This is a genomic window from Brevibacillus nitrificans (assembly GCF_003710965.1).
Classification (GTDB): Bacteria; Bacillota; Bacilli; order Brevibacillales; family Brevibacillaceae; genus Brevibacillus; species Brevibacillus centrosporus.
Genome location: NZ_RHHU01000003.1, coordinates 663,890 through 679,203, shown reverse-complemented (window position 1 = coordinate 679,203; position 15,314 = coordinate 663,890). Strand labels below are relative to the sequence as shown.

Below are 15,314 nucleotides of genomic sequence, written 5' to 3'. Positions count from 1 at the left end.
CTGGGCAACAGGCTCGTGACCCAACGCCACTTTTTCGATTTATTTGATTTCCGCTTCTCTGACGTAGATGCCGCCGCTTGGCGTGATGTAAACACCGTCTACATTACTGCGTTTTCCATACAAGATTTCATCGACAGCGAGGAAAATCCATGGCGCTTCCTTAAACACGTTTTCTTGTACAATTCCGTACAGTTCTTTTTGCTTCGCTTGGTCAGAGGATTGGGTAGCTTCCTTGATGCTCTTATCGACCAGATCATTTTTGTAGAAAGCTGTGTTGGCTCCAGCTGGCGGGAAGTTCTCGCTGCTGAACAGGGAGCGCATCGCGTTGTCAGGGTCTGCAGAAGACCAGCTTACATACCACATTTGCATTTTTGCTTCTTCTGGAGATTTGATGTTGTAGATTTCGTCAGACAGGGTGGCTTCTTCCATCGATTTCACTTCTACGGTGATGCCGACCTTTTGCAGCTGCTGCTGAATGAATTGCATGCCTTTCATCGTATCCGAGTTGGTATTGCCCCAGATTTCTGTCGAAAAGCCGTTTTCGTAGCCAGCTTCTTTGAGGAGCTGCTTCGCTTTTTCCACGTTGTACTCATACTCACCCTGTTTGGCGTAGTGAGCGATCGTAGGAGACATGAGGGATTCCAGCTTCGCACCATAACCCGCTTTGACTACTTTAATGAACGCATCCTTGTCTACTGCATAGTTGATGGCTTGTCTTACGCGCGGGTCGTCAAATGGCTTTTTCACCATGTTGATCGAAACATAACGGGTAATCGTTGATGGCGTGCGCTCTACCTTAACGCCTTCTGCTCCGCTCAAAGTCTCTACTTGTTGCTCTGGCAGCGGGTAAATGACGTCTGCTTCACCTGTTTTGAGCATCGCTACGCGCGAGCCATTTTCAGGAACGGGTTTGTAGGTAATTTTGGCAACCTTCGCTGCACCTTTGTTCCAGTGATCCGGATTCAGCTCGACCGTCAGATGGTCGCCCTGCACCCACTCTACAAATTTGTAAGGACCTGTTCCTACTGGATTCTTCGCAATGTCTTTTCCGTACTTCTCCAAAGCTTGCGGACTGATGATTCCCGTAGTAAATTTGTTGATCATCGCACTAAACGGCTGGTTCAGTGTCACTTTTACCGTGTATTCATCCACGACTTCGGTGCTCTTGATATACTTATAATTTCGATACGCACGCAGGTTGTTTTCCTGATTGCTCATGCGGTCAAAGTTGATTTTGACGGCTTCTGCGTTGAAGGGGGTACCATCATGGAACTTTACGTTTTGGCGCAGTTTAAACGTGTATTCCGTAGCCTCCGGATTTGCAGAATATTCAGTCGCAAGTCCAGGGATCAACTTAAGATCTTTGTCATAGATCATCAGTCCTTCGTACATCGAGGTCTGTACCCCTGATGACAAAGCGTCACCCGTATTTTGCGGGTCCATCGTGATGAAATTCTCGTTGACCGCCACCACTAGCTCCTCTTTCTTTGTCGATGGCGTCTCTTGTGCAGTGGAAGTGGTTGGAGCAGCACTGCCACCACTGCTGCTGCCTGAACTCGTAGGACTGTTACCGCTGGAACACCCAAATAGTAAAGCTACTGAAAAAAGGAAGACAGATGCTGCTCGAAAATAGGACACTTTTTTCATAACCTTTTCCCCCTTACAATTTTTATCTGATAGATGAAATCTGGATGTCCCAAGGTACACTGCCAAAAGCCTGACTCAATATTCGATTTCGCGTCCTTGCTGTGCCGATTCGTAGATTCCGCAGAGAATTTTCATCATCTCTACGCCATCTTGTACAGGGCTGAGAGTCTCTTTCTCGCCAAGAACGCTGGAGATAAAGTGATCAATTTCATTTTGAAAGCCTTGCTTAAAGTCAAACGATAATTTATCGATCTGCGGGCTGACGTTCAGGATCGTATCGTGTTTTTCCGTTACGATGGAAAGCTGTGGCTCTACCTCGGCACCGCCTTTGTCGCCATAAAGCTTGACGGACAGCTCTTCTTTTTTCGCATGGAGCGTGTAGCTTACATCCACCATGAGTGAGGCTCCATTCTCAAACCGAATGATCGCATTGGCCAAGTCCTCTACCGTGTTTTTTCCCGGGTCGTAATCGGCAGCTTTGTAAAAGGAAAGGTTCTTGACGTTAGCGCGATTGCCAAGCTTGTTGTATGTATTGCCGCTGACGGTCTTCACTTTTGGACACCCCATCAAGTACCAGCAAAGATCGATCACGTGCACGCCTAAGTCGATCAGCGGCCCTCCACCGGATCTCTCCTTGTCAGCAAACCATCCACCCGGATTTCCCAAACGGCGCAGGCAGGATGCTTTGGCGTAGTAGATATCCCCGAGGTCTCCCAGATCAATGAACTGCTTCAAAAGCTGAGCATTCGTATCGTATCTTCGGACAAACCCAACCTGCAGGACCTTTCCGCTGCGTTTTACTGCCTCCTCGATTTCAAGAGCGCTTTCAACCGATGTGGATAAAGGCTTTTCGAGCAGAACGTGTTTGCCTGCGTTCAGAGCGGCAATCGAAATCTCTGCATGCGTGTTGTTCCAGGTGCAAATGCTTACGGCATCGATTTCTTCATTTGCGAATACATCTTCCAATCGACAATAATAGGTTCTGGCGTTGAACTTTTCTGCCTTCTCCTTTGCTCGTTCCTCGTTGAAATCTACAACGGCATACAGCTCAGCTCTTTCATTGTTTTGGTACGATTGCATATGCATGTCTGAAATGGAACCTGCACCGATTACCGCGACCTTTACTTTTTTCACGATTTGCCTCCTAATGATCTGACTTCATCGCCAATTAATTTTTCCACTGGAGTTATTAAATAGATGATACAAAATTATCTTAATCTTTGCAATACATGTTCAATTATAAAAATGAAAATTTTCCTTCCCTCTCTTGCGTAGAAAATAGCAAGCCTGCCGCTCCCATGACGCCTGATTCTGTCCCTAATTGATTTAGCTCCACGCGAACTTGGTTCGCCAAACCGGGTATACAATGCGCTGTCACGCCTTTTTCAATCTCCTCCAAAATAACAGGAGCCGAGTTCATGACTCCACCACCGAACACGAGCAGTTCCGGATTGAATAAATGGATCAAATTCGTCGCTCCAACCCCAAGATAAAAACCCGCCTGCTTCAAAATGCCGATTGAAAACTGATCTCCCTGGAGAGCCGCTTCTCCTATTTGTTTTGCCGTTAGTTCTTCGTGTCCTTCCAATAAACTTCCGGAAAGCGACGAATCGCGGTTTGCTATTTTGGTTCGCGCCATCATTTCAATCGCAGTGCCTGACGCATAGTTCTCCAGACATCCCCTGTTTCCGCAGCGGCAGATCGGCCCCTTCCAATCGATCGATATGTGCCCGAATTCACCTGCGCTGCCATCATTTCCCGTGAGCAGGCGGCCGTTACAAATGATCCCTGCACCTACGCCTGTGCTTACTGTGACGTAAATCATATTTTGCGTTCCTTTGCCCGCTCCCCACATCCACTCGGCTACCGCCGATGCATTCGCATCATTCATCAAATACGCAGGTAGGTCGAATCTCTCCTGAATCAGCTGTCCGATCGGAACGTTGCGCCAACCGAGATTGCTCGCAAAAATCACCTCGTTCTTCGCGCTGTCGATGACTCCTGCCGAAGCGATTCCTACCCCTCGCACCTGATGGCCCTCCACGCTTGCATCTGCCATCACGGCTTCGATCGCGGCCATAACCCGATTGATTACCGCTTGTTCACCATCATCCGAAGAAGTCGGCAGCTGCTTTTGGCTTATGATCTGTCCCCTGCCGTCTATCAATCCAGCCAGAATCTTCGTTCCACCCAAATCCAGCCCGATCGCGTACTCGTTTCTATACACTGCTGCCCTCCTCCCTTCCCATCACAGATGTCAGTTACTTTCTCCACTGGTTTTATAAAGTAGCTTCTCTTTATTATTAACACATCGCCTGCTTTGCGTCCAGATTATTCTGAATATTATTTTATATCGGAAAGCGAAATCCAGCTGATCCTCGACGTCATGGGCTTGCCCACGGACAATCCCTTCCGTTTCCTGAAGAGTGGCTTTCTCTCCCCGCTTTGCAGCGAACGAAATTTAGTAAAATGCTTGCCGGAATAAAATGTGATATATTATTATATGACGATTCAAAATTTTTTTTGATCGGAGACGAAACAATGAAATTAAACAACTCCAGCCTCAAACCGCTTTATCTCCAGCTAAAAGAGGTCATCAAGGAAGATATCAATCGTGGCGTATACAAAGTCGGACAGCAGCTTCCTCCAGAGGGAGAGCTATGCGACATGTACGGTGTGAGCCGGATCACTACCCGCCGGGCGATTACAGAGCTGGTCGAAGCGGGGATCTTGCAGCGTCAGCAAGGCAAAGGCACCTTCGTCACGGCCAGCAAATTAAAACGCGAGCTGATTGCCGTAAACGGTTTTTCCGAATTTCTCACCCAGACCGGCAAGATGCCGCAGCCACGAATCGTTTCTACTACGATCCTAGAAGCAGATGAAGCCATTGCTGCCCCTCTGCAAATATCACCCAGAACATCCATACTGCAGTTGAAACGGCTGCATTATGTGAACGACGCCCCGCTTGTATGGGAAACCGTTTTTTATCCGTTGACCCGGTTTCCAAACCTAGAAAAACATATTGCCGAATCGATTTCTACCTACCAAGTGTTGAAAAAATACTATGATGTCCAGCCCGCTTCCAATCTGAAGACGCTAAATGTCATCATGGCCACACAGGAAGAAGCCGAATTGCTGCGCTGTCCCATAGGTACCCCTCTCTATCAAATCGACAAGGTCGCTTACGATGATCAAGAAAAACCCTTCCATTCCTCCTGTTCGCTCATCCCCACGGACCGCGTCACATTCACGATCAATACAGGACAGACTCGCAGTAACTGACACTGGACGATGAATCCAGTGTTTTTATGTTGCCGTGATTTTTATTATATTTTTCAGAAAAATCAGTTGAATACCTTTTGATAAGATGTTATATATTGTTATATAACCAATCCATCCATTTAAGGAGGTCATTTCATGCTACACCCACAAGTTCAACAGGCTTTAGATGCAATCAGCTCCCGCCCCATTGAAAATGTGTTTCTCGTCGCTTGCGGAGGCTCATCCGCATTGATGTACCCGAGCAAATATTTCCTGGATCGGGAAGCGAAGACCATCGCCGCTGACCTGTATAGCTCCAACGAGTTTATTCACCGCAACCCTGTACGACTGGGCTCCAAATCCCTCGTTATCCTTTGCTCTCATTCCGGCAATACCCCGGAGACAGCCGAGGCAGCAAAATTCGCTCGCAGCAAGGGGGCACTCACCGTTTCCTTAACGAACGAGCCTGCTTCTCCTTTGGCGGAAGCATCCGAACATGTCATCAAATACAGCTATGGACCAGATGCGCCGGCTTTCGAAACCAATTATTCGATCATGTACCAGCTGGTGTCGGGGCTGCTTTACGTAAAAGAAGAAAATGCGAAATTCCACCGCATGATTCATTCCTTGCAAGGCCTGCAGGCTGCCTATGATCGTGCGAAAATTCAGTTTGCTGACCAGGCGAAAGCATTTGCAGCCAGCAACAAGGACGAGAAAGTCATCTACACGATGGCGAGCGGAGCAAACTACGGGGTCGCCTACTCTTTTGCGATTTGCATCCTCATGGAAATGCAATGGATTCACTCTCACGCGATCCACGCCGGCGAATACTTCCATGGCCCCTTTGAAATTCTTGATAAAACCGTGCCGATCATCCAGCTTCTTGGACTTGATGAGACTCGTCCTCTGGAGGAGCGCGCCCTGCATTTCAGTAGACAATATGGTGAAAAGCTGATCGTGATCGACGCCAAAGAATTTGATTTGTCCGGCATCGATGAAGATCTCAAAGGCTACATCTCGCCACTCGTCCTGAATTTTGTACTGCGTCAGTTTGCAAATGAATTGGCGGATGCCCGTAATCATCCGCTCTCCACTCGGAGGTACATGTGGAAGGTCCCGTACTAAACCATGTAGGAAAATAGTTATTTGACAATTCTTAATTTTACATCGTAATATGATGTTATATTATGTTATAGTTTTTCTTGCAAGATAAAAGGGGGCAACGTCATGAAGAGAATGGTTAGATTCACGACTGGTCTATTGCTCGTTCTTTCTCTGGCAACAGGATGTTCCACGGCAGATTCGTCCAAGCCGCAAGCCTCTGCAAACCCCGGTGGCACTGCAGTCACTCCTGCTTCGGGCGAGCAGATTACCCTGCGTTTCTTCCATCGTTGGCCAAGAGACCCTGACAAAACCTATTTTGAACAGGTGGTTAAGGAATTTGAAAAGGAAAATCCAAACATCCACATCGAAACCGAGGCCGTGCTCAATGATGCCTACAAGGAAAAAATAAGCGTTCTGCTTGGCACGAATAATCCCCCTGACATCTACTTTTCCTGGAGCGGTGAGTATGCCTACAAGTTCGTACGTGGTGGAAAAGCCTTGGATTTGACGAACTATGCCGAGCAGGACAAAGCTTGGTCTGAACAACTGATGGAATCTCAGCTGGTACCGTTCCGTCTGGACAATAAACTGTATGGCGTTCCCCTTACGATCGACGGCAAGACGTTTTTCTACAACAAAGAGATTTTCTCCAAGCTGAACCTGCAAGTACCGAAGACCTGGTCGGAATTCATCTCCACCCTGCAAACGATTAAGGACAACGGCTACACCCCTATCACTTTCGGGAACAAAGCGCCTTGGGCCTCCTCCCACTATATTGGGACGCTCAATCAACGCATGGTGGAGGAAAGCGTCCGAGAGAAGGACTACAATCGGGCGTCCGGTACGTTTGAAGACCCTGGCTATGTGGAAGCACTGAGAAAATTGCAGGAGCTTGTCCCCTATTTCAACAAGGACGTGAACGGACTGGACCACGAATTCGCAAGACAGATGTTCGTCGACCAAAAGGCAGCAATCTTGTACGCGGAGACCGCAGAAGTCCGGCTTGTTGAACCGAAGACCAAATTCCAATGGGGATTTCTCGACTTTCCGGCGATCGAGGGCGGCAAAGGGAATCCGAACTATTTGACCGGTGCCCCGGAAGGCTTCATGATTTCCTCGACGACCAAGCACCCCGATGAAGCAGTGAAATTCCTCAAGTTTTTGACATCGAAGGCACAAGCCGAAAAGTTCGTTAAAGAGGTAGGCAAGTACAGTGCTGTCAAAGGTGCTGTGAATGAAAACACGGCCACCCCACTCGGAATTGAGGCAGTCGAGCGAGTGACCAGTGCAGAAGGATTGGCTCTTTGGCTGGATACGGACCTTGATATCAAGATCGTTGACGCTTACTTGGCAGGGACACAGCAGATGCTCAATGGGGAAAAGACGCCCGAAGATGTTCTGCAAGACGTTCGCAAGGCAGCGCAGCAAGTGCGGGAACAGGTCAAGTAGCCTAGGTGGCAGTGGAGTCCGAACGACTCCACTGTCTCTTCATACAGAAAGGGGGATGACTATATGCTTCAGCGGAAATTTACTGGATACTTGTATGTACTTCCTTGTTTCCTCATGATTCTCATCTTCATTTACTTCCCCATCGTTCAAAACATCGAGTTTAGTTTGTTTGAGTGGAGCGCCTTCTCCCCAGAGAGGACTTTCGTCGGACTTACCCAGTACGTTCAGCTGTTTCACGATCCAATTTTTTATAAGGCATTGACGAATAACATCTACTACGCGGTCATCTCCATGATCTTTCAGGTAGGCGGCGGACTGGTCCTGGCAGCTATTCTCGAGGATAAGGTTTTCCGAAGATTCTCCCCTTTATTTCGAACCGTTTTCTTTACACCTGTCATCATCTCGATCACAGTGATCGCCTTGTTGTTCGACTTCATCTATCATCCGCAAGTCGGTCTATTAAACGGATTTTTGTCTGCCATTGGCCTTGAGAGTTGGACAAGAGCTTGGGTAGGTGATTCCGCCACTGCCATTTTCGCAGCGATCGCGGTTTCCCAGTGGCAGAGTATCGGCTACATCATGATGCTGTTCATCGTAGCGATCCAGAAAATCCCCCAGGAACTGTACGAAGCTGCCGAAATGGATGGCGCGAGTAAAGTCCAAATGTTTTTCCATGTGACGATCCCACAGGTAAGGGAGATGACATTCGTTACTTCTACCATTACGTTAGCGGGCGCCTTTACCGTCTTCAACGAAGTGTACATTCTCACGGGTGGCGGTCCAGGTCATGCTTCAGAGGTACTGGGCACCTATCTCTACCAATCCGCATTCATCAATGACCAGATGGGGTATGCCTCTACCATTGCGAATGTCATTTTGGCGATTACCCTCGTTATATCGCTCGTTCAAATGAAACTATCCAAAACAGGAGAGGAGTAACTTACATGGAGAGAAATTTGGAAACGGTTTCAGAGCAAAGTACTGCTCACCTCCTCCCCCTCGCAAAGCGAAAGCGTTCGCCTAAGCTGGGTACATACACCCTTTTTCTCGTCCTCCTGCTGTACTTTGTCGCTATCGCTTATCCTCTATTTTGGATGGTGATGAACTCCCTCAAGGAATCCTCCGAAATCTTCAGCGATAGCTGGGCGCTGCCCACACAGTGGCTGTTTGAGAATTACGTAACGGCTTGGGAACAAGGGATCTCGGAATACTTCCTGAACAGTGTGATTGTAACCAGCTTGACCTGCTTTCTGACAGTCTTCTTGAGCGCTCTTGGGGCTTACGGGCTCACACGATTCCAATTTCGCGGCAAGAACCTTATCTTGATCTTGATTCTAGGTGGATTGATGCTTTCCCCGCAGGTAAGCTTGATTCCGCTCTACAAGCTGATCCAAAGCCTGGGTTTGTTCAATACGTATTGGGCGTTAATCATTCCTTATGTGGCGTATCGTCTCCCCTTTACGATCCTGCTGATCCGCGCGCATTTTTTAACCATCCCGAAAGAAATTGAGGAAGCGGCTTACCTCGACGGCTGCAGCAGCTTTGGCGTCTTCACACGAGTCTTTTTGCCGCTCAGCACACCGATCTTGCTCACCTCGACACTTCTCACCGCCTACTTTTCGTGGAATGAATTTCTGTTTTCCATCATCTTTATCGATGACAACAAGCTAAAGACGATCCCCTCTGGACTCATGGCCTTCCGGGATATGCTGCAAACGGATTGGGGAGTGCTACTCGCCGGACTGACCATCTCCGCTCTTCCTATCATTCTTCTCTTTCTGTTTATGCAAAAATACTTCGTCAGAGGTCTCATCAGCGGCGGCATAAAAGGATAAAAGAAGCTAGATTCTGCATCTAGCTTCTTTCTTTTGGCAAATCTCTTGATTACCCGACTTTAGGCACTCCATAACCGAAAGCACCGTAGTGACCACACGTCTTGGACGCCGCTAGGGAAGCTTGCTGGAGTGCATCTTCCATCTCCCCATTCTGATGGTATTTTATCAGAAACATCGCGATGAAAGAATCTCCTGCGCCAAGTGTGTCCACTACCTCGGTTTCTACGACTTGCTGCCGGTACAGCTTGCCTTCTTCTGAAAAGAGCGCTCCCAAAGCGCCGCGAGTGACGCCGACTACTTTTGTTCCCAGCTGATGCGCCTGCTGGATCAGCTGGAGGCACTCGTCTTCCGTCAGATCGCTTCCCGAGAAAAAGCCGTAATCGATGTAAGGGCAAACACGCTGCAAGTAAGAATCTGTCCAACGATTGGAAAAATCAAAGGAAATCGCTATCTTCTGGTGCAATTCGGGCAGCTCATGCTCGAGGTTGCTGTAAACACTGGTGTGCAATAGATCATGGGAAGCGATGTATTCTTTATCCTGCTGGTTCAGCCTAAGTCCCATGTATGCCTGTACGCCGCCTGCATTTGAGCCGACGAAGACCCGATCCCCGTCCGTATTGAGTGAGACGATGGCTTCTCCATTTGGGCCAAAGGCTTGCCTTAATCTTGAAATATCGATGTTTTCTAATAGCAGGGTTTGTTTGACATGCTCTGCAGCCTGATCATTGCCAATGATACCGATATACGAGGAAACCGCAGCTTGATAGCGCTTGCCCAGCACGGCAACATTCAACGCATTGCCCCCAGGAAATATCTCGCCGCGGTCTTTGTAATAATCCACAACATTATCGCCAATTGCAATCAGTCTCATCGCCATTCCCCCATCGATTTTCAATATTACATCTTATAACATTATATAATAAACTGATAACACGGTCTATTCTTATTATTTCATCATCTCGTTTAGTTCAACTTATAATAGCGTCCTATTACTGCCGCCATTCTCGGTTGGCTACTGGATCGAAACAGGCTTTACTTTGCTCCTCCACATCCATGGACGTACAGTAGGTCACATCGGTTATGGATACGGTAACCATGGATTTTACAGCTCTAGGGAACAAAAAAGAACACACCATTCATAAAAGATTGGTGTGCTTCTTATGTAAGTCGATAAGCTTAATCTATGAACCTCGCTGGAAACTAGCACATTTGCTATGCGTTCTCACTACTTCAGAGACGGAATCGACTGGTCGCGACGAATGAGCGCCTCTTGATCCAGCCAGCCTTGCACTTTTCGTGTTTGACTTGTTCTTTGTGCGACACCTATTTTTTCAACAAATCATAGAGCGTCAGCGCCACAATTTTCGCGGCCTTCACCAAATCATCTATGCAGACATGTTCATCAGCTCTGTGCCCGTTTGCTTCCAGTAAGGTTTTCGGTCCCGCTCCAAACATCACGACCGGTACCCCTGCTTCATAGAAATGCCTGGCATCAGCGTAGAGCGGCACCCCTTGGATTTCCAGAGGTCCTTCCATTACTTCTCTCCAATTTGATCCCAGTGTCTGAATCAACGGCTCATTCTCGTTCACCGGACCAAAGCTGTTTGCCAAAAGGATTCGCTCTACCTCCACTTCAATGCCCTCGAAATGGCGAATCGCTTGCTCCACTACCTGTTGGATTTCCTTTTCCGCCTGTTCTCCGCACTCTTCCGGGATCAGACGCCGATCCAGACGAATCGTACAACGGTCAGGCACCACATTTGTATTAATTCCGCCAGAGATTAACCCTACAACTAATGTAGGGGACTCAATCCCCTGGACGGCCGATTTGACTTTGCCAAGTGATTCGCGATAGTCATACAGGGAGTGGAGAATCGCGCTCATGGCGTGGATGGCGTCAAATCCTGTGTGAGGGGCTGCTGCATGAGCCGATTTGCCCTTCACCATGATTTCCAAATGCAGACATCCATTGTGGGCATTGACGATGGAATGCGTGAACCCAGCCGCGATCGCCATATCAGGGTGGATATACCCCCGATCCAATAACCACTTGGGACCGATTTCACCTCCTGTTTCTTCGTCAAACGTAAACGCCAATGATACCTTTCCGCTTAATTCCTCTGCCACGTGACGCAGTGCCATAAGGGCAAAGGTATAGGTCGCGATATCTGATTTGGAAACAGCTGCACCTCTACCATATAGTTTGCCATCCACGATCTCCCCTCCGTACGGGGGATAGGTCCATCCCATTCCAGGAGCAACGACATCGCCATGAGCATTCAAGGAAATCTCGGGACCTTCTCCCTCTCCGAAGACTGTCGTTGATAATACATTTGCGACCCGGATCATCCCGCTGGCCTTGACCTTCGCTTCATCTACGTCCAGCAACTGCACATTTTCGAATTGAAGATCTATCAATCTCTTATGAATATGCTCCGCGATCGCGTAACAATCTCCAGGCGGGTTATCGGACGGAATGGCCACAAGCTCTTGCAGGAATTGAATCATTTGCTCCTGATTGCTTTCTACCCATTGCAAAATATCTCTTTTGGCTTCGCTCATAATGGCTTCTCCTTTACACCGTAAATGGTATGAATTGTCCGATGGGTCGCCCTACAATCCCTTCATTTAGATCGAACACTGCCTGCCCTCTTACAAATGTTTTCGTGACACGGCAATGAATCGTTCTATGGATGTATGGACTATGCTTATGCCGGTAATATAAGTTGTCTGGTTTGACCACGTAGGATTGATTGGGGTCGAGCAGGATTATGTCGGCGTCTTTTGCGATCACGATTTCGCCTTTTGCCCGCAAGCGAAACCTTTCCGCAGGGGTGGTCGCTATCATCCGAACAAACTCGGTTATGGGTACGCTGCGCTTTTTTACTGCTTCATCAAACATTAAGTCCACATTATTCTGGCAGCCTGTAATCCCGCCCCATACTTCAAACATATCGTTCGTTTCACTATGCTTCATAGCTGGCGGACAAGGGGAATGATCCGAGGTCAGCATATCAATTTTGCCTTGCTTCAATGCTTCCCATAGCTTCTCCTGCTCCCACTCATCACGCAAAGGTGGCGAACATTTGGCGGCGGGGCCTATTTCTTCAAACTGGCGGGTCGTAATCGCAAAGTAGTGCGGGCATGACTCCAGGGTTACGTCTACGCCTTCCTTGCGCGCCTTTATAATCTCTTCTACCGAATCGGCGCTGCTAATATGAACAAAGTGCAGCTTGCAACCAGTCTGTTTTGCGAAAAATAGGGCTCGCTTCACGGCATCTACTTCTGTAAAAACGGGACGAGATGCCACATAATCGAAAGCCGTTACCTTACCCAGCTTTCTTTTTTCTTGCGCGAGATGGTCCGTGATCTCGGCATTTTCAGCATGAATCGCCAACATATGTCCCAGTTCGGCTATCTTTTTCATTCCGGTATAAAGGGTGTAGTCATCTACATTTTTAAAATCATCCGGCAAGTCCGTTCCGCAAGTAGCCATAAAACACTTGTAAGCGACAACGCCTGCGTCGGACAGCTCTTGTAAATTCTCCAGATTTCCCGGAACCAAACCGCCATAAAAAGCATAGTCTACGTAATTTTTCCCTTCGGCCGCTGCAAGCTTTAAAGCGAAGGCCTCTTTCGTCGTCGTGGCAGGCAATGCGTTCAACGGCATATCGATGTAGGTTGTGGTTCCACCCGCAGCGAGTGCTTTTGTCCCCGTTTCAAACCCTTCCCATTCCGTGCGCCCTGGCTCACAAATATGAACATGCGCGTCAATCATCCCTGGCATCACGAATTGACCTGCTGCATCAACTGCTTGATCAGCCGCTTCCTCTATCTTGTCAGCAATAGCGACTATTTTACCATTTTGAATGGCGATGTCCGCCCTTTTCACGTCGTCTCTGAAAACGACACTCCCGTCTTTTATAAGCAAGTCATACTTCATGGCGGTCCCCTCTCGATCATGAGTAGAACAAATATTCAGACTCAAACATCCCTGTCCATTTTGCGAAATTCCTGATGTCGAAAAGGAAGCGCTACACCGTTACATTCAGTAGCTCATCGGCTCGGCAGCATGCGCAGAAATGGCTGTTTCCAAAATTCTGGAGTGCTGGATCCTGCCCCACACATTTTGCCTGACTGTACAAACAACGCTTGGCAAACCGACAGCCCGGTTCGGGATCAATAGGACTGGTAAGTTCTCCAACCAGCTTTACGCGCTGCATTTTCTGACGGATGTTGGGGACTGGGATGGCAGAAAGCAATGCCTGTGAATAGGGATGGATCGTTTTTTTAAACAGCTCGTCAGATTCGGCTATTTCTACCAGCTGCCCCAGATACATGACCGCTATTTTATCGGAGAAGTACTTCACGACAGACAGATCATGGGTAATGAATAAATAGGTCAGACCGTATTCCGCCTGCAAATCCTTCAGCAAATTCAGAACCTGGGCTTGAATAGACACATCCAGCGATGATACGGGCTCGTCACAAACGATGAACTGTGGAGTCAAGGATAATGCCCTTGCTATCCCTACGCGCTGTCGCCGTCCCCCATCAAGCTCGTGCGGATAGGAATTTACTAGTCTTTCACTCAATCCAACCACATCCATCAAGCGTCTGACTTCTGCTTCGAGATCGGCTCGATGCTTTATCTTTTTATGGATATACAGCGGCTCTCCAATAATTTCACCGATGGACATTCTCGGATTCAGCGAGGAAAACGGGTCCTGGAAGATGATTTGAAGATCCTTGCGCAGATCATGAATTTGTGCCTTGTTCATTTTGCAAATGTCTTGCCCGTTGAAGAGGATTTCCCCGCTTGTCGCCTGATGCAGCCCGAGTATTAAACGGCCGATTGTTGACTTTCCACAGCCGGATTCCCCCACAAGTCCCAATGTTTCCCCACGCTTCACACTGAAAGAGACATCATCGACAGCATGCAGCGTTCCGTTTTTCGATTTAAAATGCTTTTTCAGGTTCCTGACCTCCAGAATGTTATCTGCCATGTTTGACCGCCTCCTCTAGAAACGCAGGTGACTCAAACTTTCCCTCGTGCATCAAGCATTTCACAAAGTGAGTCCCTGCCACGTTCGTCATCGCCGGTTGGGTACTCGAACAGAGTTCATTCCTATGCGGACAGCGGGGATGAAAGGAACAGCCAGACGGCAAATTCGTGGGGTCTGGCATCTGCCCTGCTATCGGCTTTAGCTTATCGACTTTCTCATCCAGAGTAGGAATGGATTTAAAAAGACCAATCGTGTACGGGTGATGCGGATGTTCAAAAATCTCCTCGATCGTGCCTGTTTCCACAATCTCCCCTGCATACATGATAGCGACTCTGTCACATACCTGTGCGACTACTCCAAGGTCATGCGTAATGAGCAGCAGTGAGGTATTGAACTTCACTTTCAAATCATTCATCAATTCCAGTACTTGAGCTTGGATCGTTACATCCAGCGCAGTCGTTGGCTCATCCGCCAAGATGAGGTTCGGCGAGCAGGCAATACTCATGGCGATGACCACGCGCTGCTTCATTCCGCCTGAAAATTGATGGGGATATTCATCGTACCGATCTTTTGGGATCCCGACCATTTCCAGCATTTCAGCCGCCTTTTGCTGTGCCTCAGCTTTACTGCATGATTCATGGAGATGAATCACTTCCGCTATTTGGTCACCCACGGAATAAACAGGATTGAGACTGGTCATCGGATCTTGAAAAATCATGGATATTTTATTTCCGCGAATATGACGCAGCCTATCCGTTTTGGCTTTTAGCAGATCTTCTCCCTCATAGTAAATCTCACCGCTCGTGATCTTGCCCGGGGGGTTGGCTACAAGCTGCAAAATGCTGAGTGCTGTTGTTGTTTTGCCGGCGCCTGTCTCTCCGACCAGACCTAGACTCTCCCCAGCAGCTAAGCTCAAATCCAGGGAGTTCACCGCATGAACGATTTCGTCCTCCGTCCGATACTCGACTGTGAGATTCTTAATTTCCAGTAGCTTTCTACCCGTCATCGCTGC

General features: G+C 48.2%; 13 protein-coding genes. 5 read left to right on the top strand and 8 right to left on the bottom strand.

Annotated features, from left to right (window positions below):
- Nucleotides 1-39: 39 nt before the first annotated feature.
- The 3 genes from EDM59_RS05155 to EDM59_RS05145 all read right to left on the bottom strand — a co-directional run bounded on the left by EDM59_RS05155 (nucleotide 40) and on the right by EDM59_RS05145 (nucleotide 3,874).
- On the bottom strand, nucleotides 40-1,647 hold the full coding sequence (locus EDM59_RS05155) for a glutathione ABC transporter substrate-binding protein (RefSeq protein ID WP_122922614.1): 1,608 nt from the start codon (nucleotides 1,645-1,647) through the stop codon (nucleotides 40-42).
- Nucleotides 1,648-1,722: 75 nt separating this feature from the next.
- Nucleotides 1,723-2,781 carry a Gfo/Idh/MocA family protein gene (locus EDM59_RS05150; RefSeq protein ID WP_122922613.1) on the bottom strand — a complete coding sequence of 353 codons (1,059 nt, stop codon included), beginning with the start codon at nucleotides 2,779-2,781 and terminating at the stop codon, nucleotides 1,723-1,725.
- A gap of 103 nt (nucleotides 2,782-2,884) precedes the next feature.
- The gene (locus EDM59_RS05145; protein ID WP_122922612.1) at nucleotides 2,885-3,874 is read right to left on the bottom strand and encodes an ROK family protein; all 990 of its coding nucleotides are present in this window, start codon (nucleotides 3,872-3,874) and stop codon (nucleotides 2,885-2,887) included.
- Between the two features lie 314 nt (nucleotides 3,875-4,188).
- Between EDM59_RS05145 and EDM59_RS05140 the strand changes: the two genes are divergently transcribed.
- From EDM59_RS05140 to EDM59_RS05120, 5 genes are all read left to right on the top strand, one after another.
- Nucleotides 4,189-4,929 carry a GntR family transcriptional regulator gene (locus EDM59_RS05140; RefSeq protein ID WP_122922611.1) on the top strand — a complete coding sequence of 247 codons (741 nt, stop codon included), beginning with the start codon at nucleotides 4,189-4,191 and terminating at the stop codon, nucleotides 4,927-4,929.
- 135 nt (nucleotides 4,930-5,064) lie between these two features.
- Nucleotides 5,065-6,033, top strand: a complete 969-nt coding sequence (locus EDM59_RS05135; protein WP_122922610.1) for an SIS domain-containing protein — start codon at nucleotides 5,065-5,067, stop codon at nucleotides 6,031-6,033.
- 102 nt (nucleotides 6,034-6,135) lie between these two features.
- A complete protein-coding gene (locus EDM59_RS05130) occupies nucleotides 6,136-7,461 on the top strand; it encodes an ABC transporter substrate-binding protein (protein WP_246010900.1) in 1,326 nt (441 codons plus the stop codon).
- A gap of 63 nt (nucleotides 7,462-7,524) precedes the next feature.
- Complete coding sequence (locus tag EDM59_RS05125) at nucleotides 7,525-8,400, top strand: carbohydrate ABC transporter permease (protein ID WP_122922609.1); 876 nt, start codon at nucleotides 7,525-7,527, stop codon at nucleotides 8,398-8,400.
- A gap of 5 nt (nucleotides 8,401-8,405) precedes the next feature.
- Nucleotides 8,406-9,296 carry a carbohydrate ABC transporter permease gene (locus EDM59_RS05120; protein WP_122922608.1) on the top strand — a complete coding sequence of 297 codons (891 nt, stop codon included), beginning with the start codon at nucleotides 8,406-8,408 and terminating at the stop codon, nucleotides 9,294-9,296.
- A gap of 49 nt (nucleotides 9,297-9,345) precedes the next feature.
- On the opposite strand, the gene EDM59_RS05115 is transcribed toward EDM59_RS05120, so the two are convergent.
- From EDM59_RS05115 to EDM59_RS05095, 5 genes are all read right to left on the bottom strand, one after another.
- Nucleotides 9,346-10,167, bottom strand: a complete 822-nt coding sequence (locus tag EDM59_RS05115; protein WP_122922607.1) for a PfkB family carbohydrate kinase — start codon at nucleotides 10,165-10,167, stop codon at nucleotides 9,346-9,348.
- A gap of 452 nt (nucleotides 10,168-10,619) precedes the next feature.
- Nucleotides 10,620-11,858, bottom strand: a complete 1,239-nt coding sequence (locus tag EDM59_RS05110; RefSeq protein WP_122922606.1) for an ArgE/DapE family deacylase — start codon at nucleotides 11,856-11,858, stop codon at nucleotides 10,620-10,622.
- A gap of 13 nt (nucleotides 11,859-11,871) precedes the next feature.
- A complete protein-coding gene (gene allB / locus EDM59_RS05105) occupies nucleotides 11,872-13,239 on the bottom strand; it encodes an allantoinase AllB (RefSeq protein WP_122922605.1) in 1,368 nt (455 codons plus the stop codon).
- A gap of 91 nt (nucleotides 13,240-13,330) precedes the next feature.
- Nucleotides 13,331-14,302, bottom strand: a complete 972-nt coding sequence (locus tag EDM59_RS05100; RefSeq protein ID WP_122922604.1) for an ABC transporter ATP-binding protein — start codon at nucleotides 14,300-14,302, stop codon at nucleotides 13,331-13,333.
- The gene (locus tag EDM59_RS05095; RefSeq protein ID WP_122922603.1) at nucleotides 14,292-15,308 is read right to left on the bottom strand and encodes an ABC transporter ATP-binding protein; all 1,017 of its coding nucleotides are present in this window, start codon (nucleotides 15,306-15,308) and stop codon (nucleotides 14,292-14,294) included. The genes EDM59_RS05100 and EDM59_RS05095 overlap by 11 nt, the downstream gene beginning before the upstream one ends.
- Nucleotides 15,309-15,314: the final 6 nt, after the last annotated feature.

Excerpts from the sequence above, each read along its gene's own strand:
- EDM59_RS05155 (WP_122922614.1), bottom strand. The coding sequence starts at position 1,647 with ATGAAAAAAGTGTCCTATTTTCGAGCAGCATCTGTCTTCCTTTTTTCA.
- EDM59_RS05140 (WP_122922611.1), top strand. The coding sequence starts at position 4,189 with ATGAAATTAAACAACTCCAGCCTCAAACCGCTTTATCTCCAGCTAAAA.
- EDM59_RS05135 (WP_122922610.1), top strand. The coding sequence starts at position 5,065 with ATGCTACACCCACAAGTTCAACAGGCTTTAGATGCAATCAGCTCCCGC.
- EDM59_RS05130 (WP_246010900.1), top strand. The coding sequence starts at position 6,136 with ATGAAGAGAATGGTTAGATTCACGACTGGTCTATTGCTCGTTCTTTCT.
- EDM59_RS05125 (WP_122922609.1), top strand. The coding sequence starts at position 7,525 with ATGCTTCAGCGGAAATTTACTGGATACTTGTATGTACTTCCTTGTTTC.
- EDM59_RS05120 (WP_122922608.1), top strand. The coding sequence starts at position 8,406 with ATGGAGAGAAATTTGGAAACGGTTTCAGAGCAAAGTACTGCTCACCTC.
- EDM59_RS05115 (WP_122922607.1), bottom strand. The coding sequence starts at position 10,167 with ATGAGACTGATTGCAATTGGCGATAATGTTGTGGATTATTACAAAGAC.
- EDM59_RS05110 (WP_122922606.1), bottom strand. The coding sequence starts at position 11,858 with ATGAGCGAAGCCAAAAGAGATATTTTGCAATGGGTAGAAAGCAATCAG.
- allB (WP_122922605.1), bottom strand. The coding sequence starts at position 13,239 with ATGAAGTATGACTTGCTTATAAAAGACGGGAGTGTCGTTTTCAGAGAC.
- EDM59_RS05100 (WP_122922604.1), bottom strand. The coding sequence starts at position 14,302 with ATGGCAGATAACATTCTGGAGGTCAGGAACCTGAAAAAGCATTTTAAA.
- EDM59_RS05095 (WP_122922603.1), bottom strand. The coding sequence starts at position 15,308 with ATGACGGGTAGAAAGCTACTGGAAATTAAGAATCTCACAGTCGAGTAT.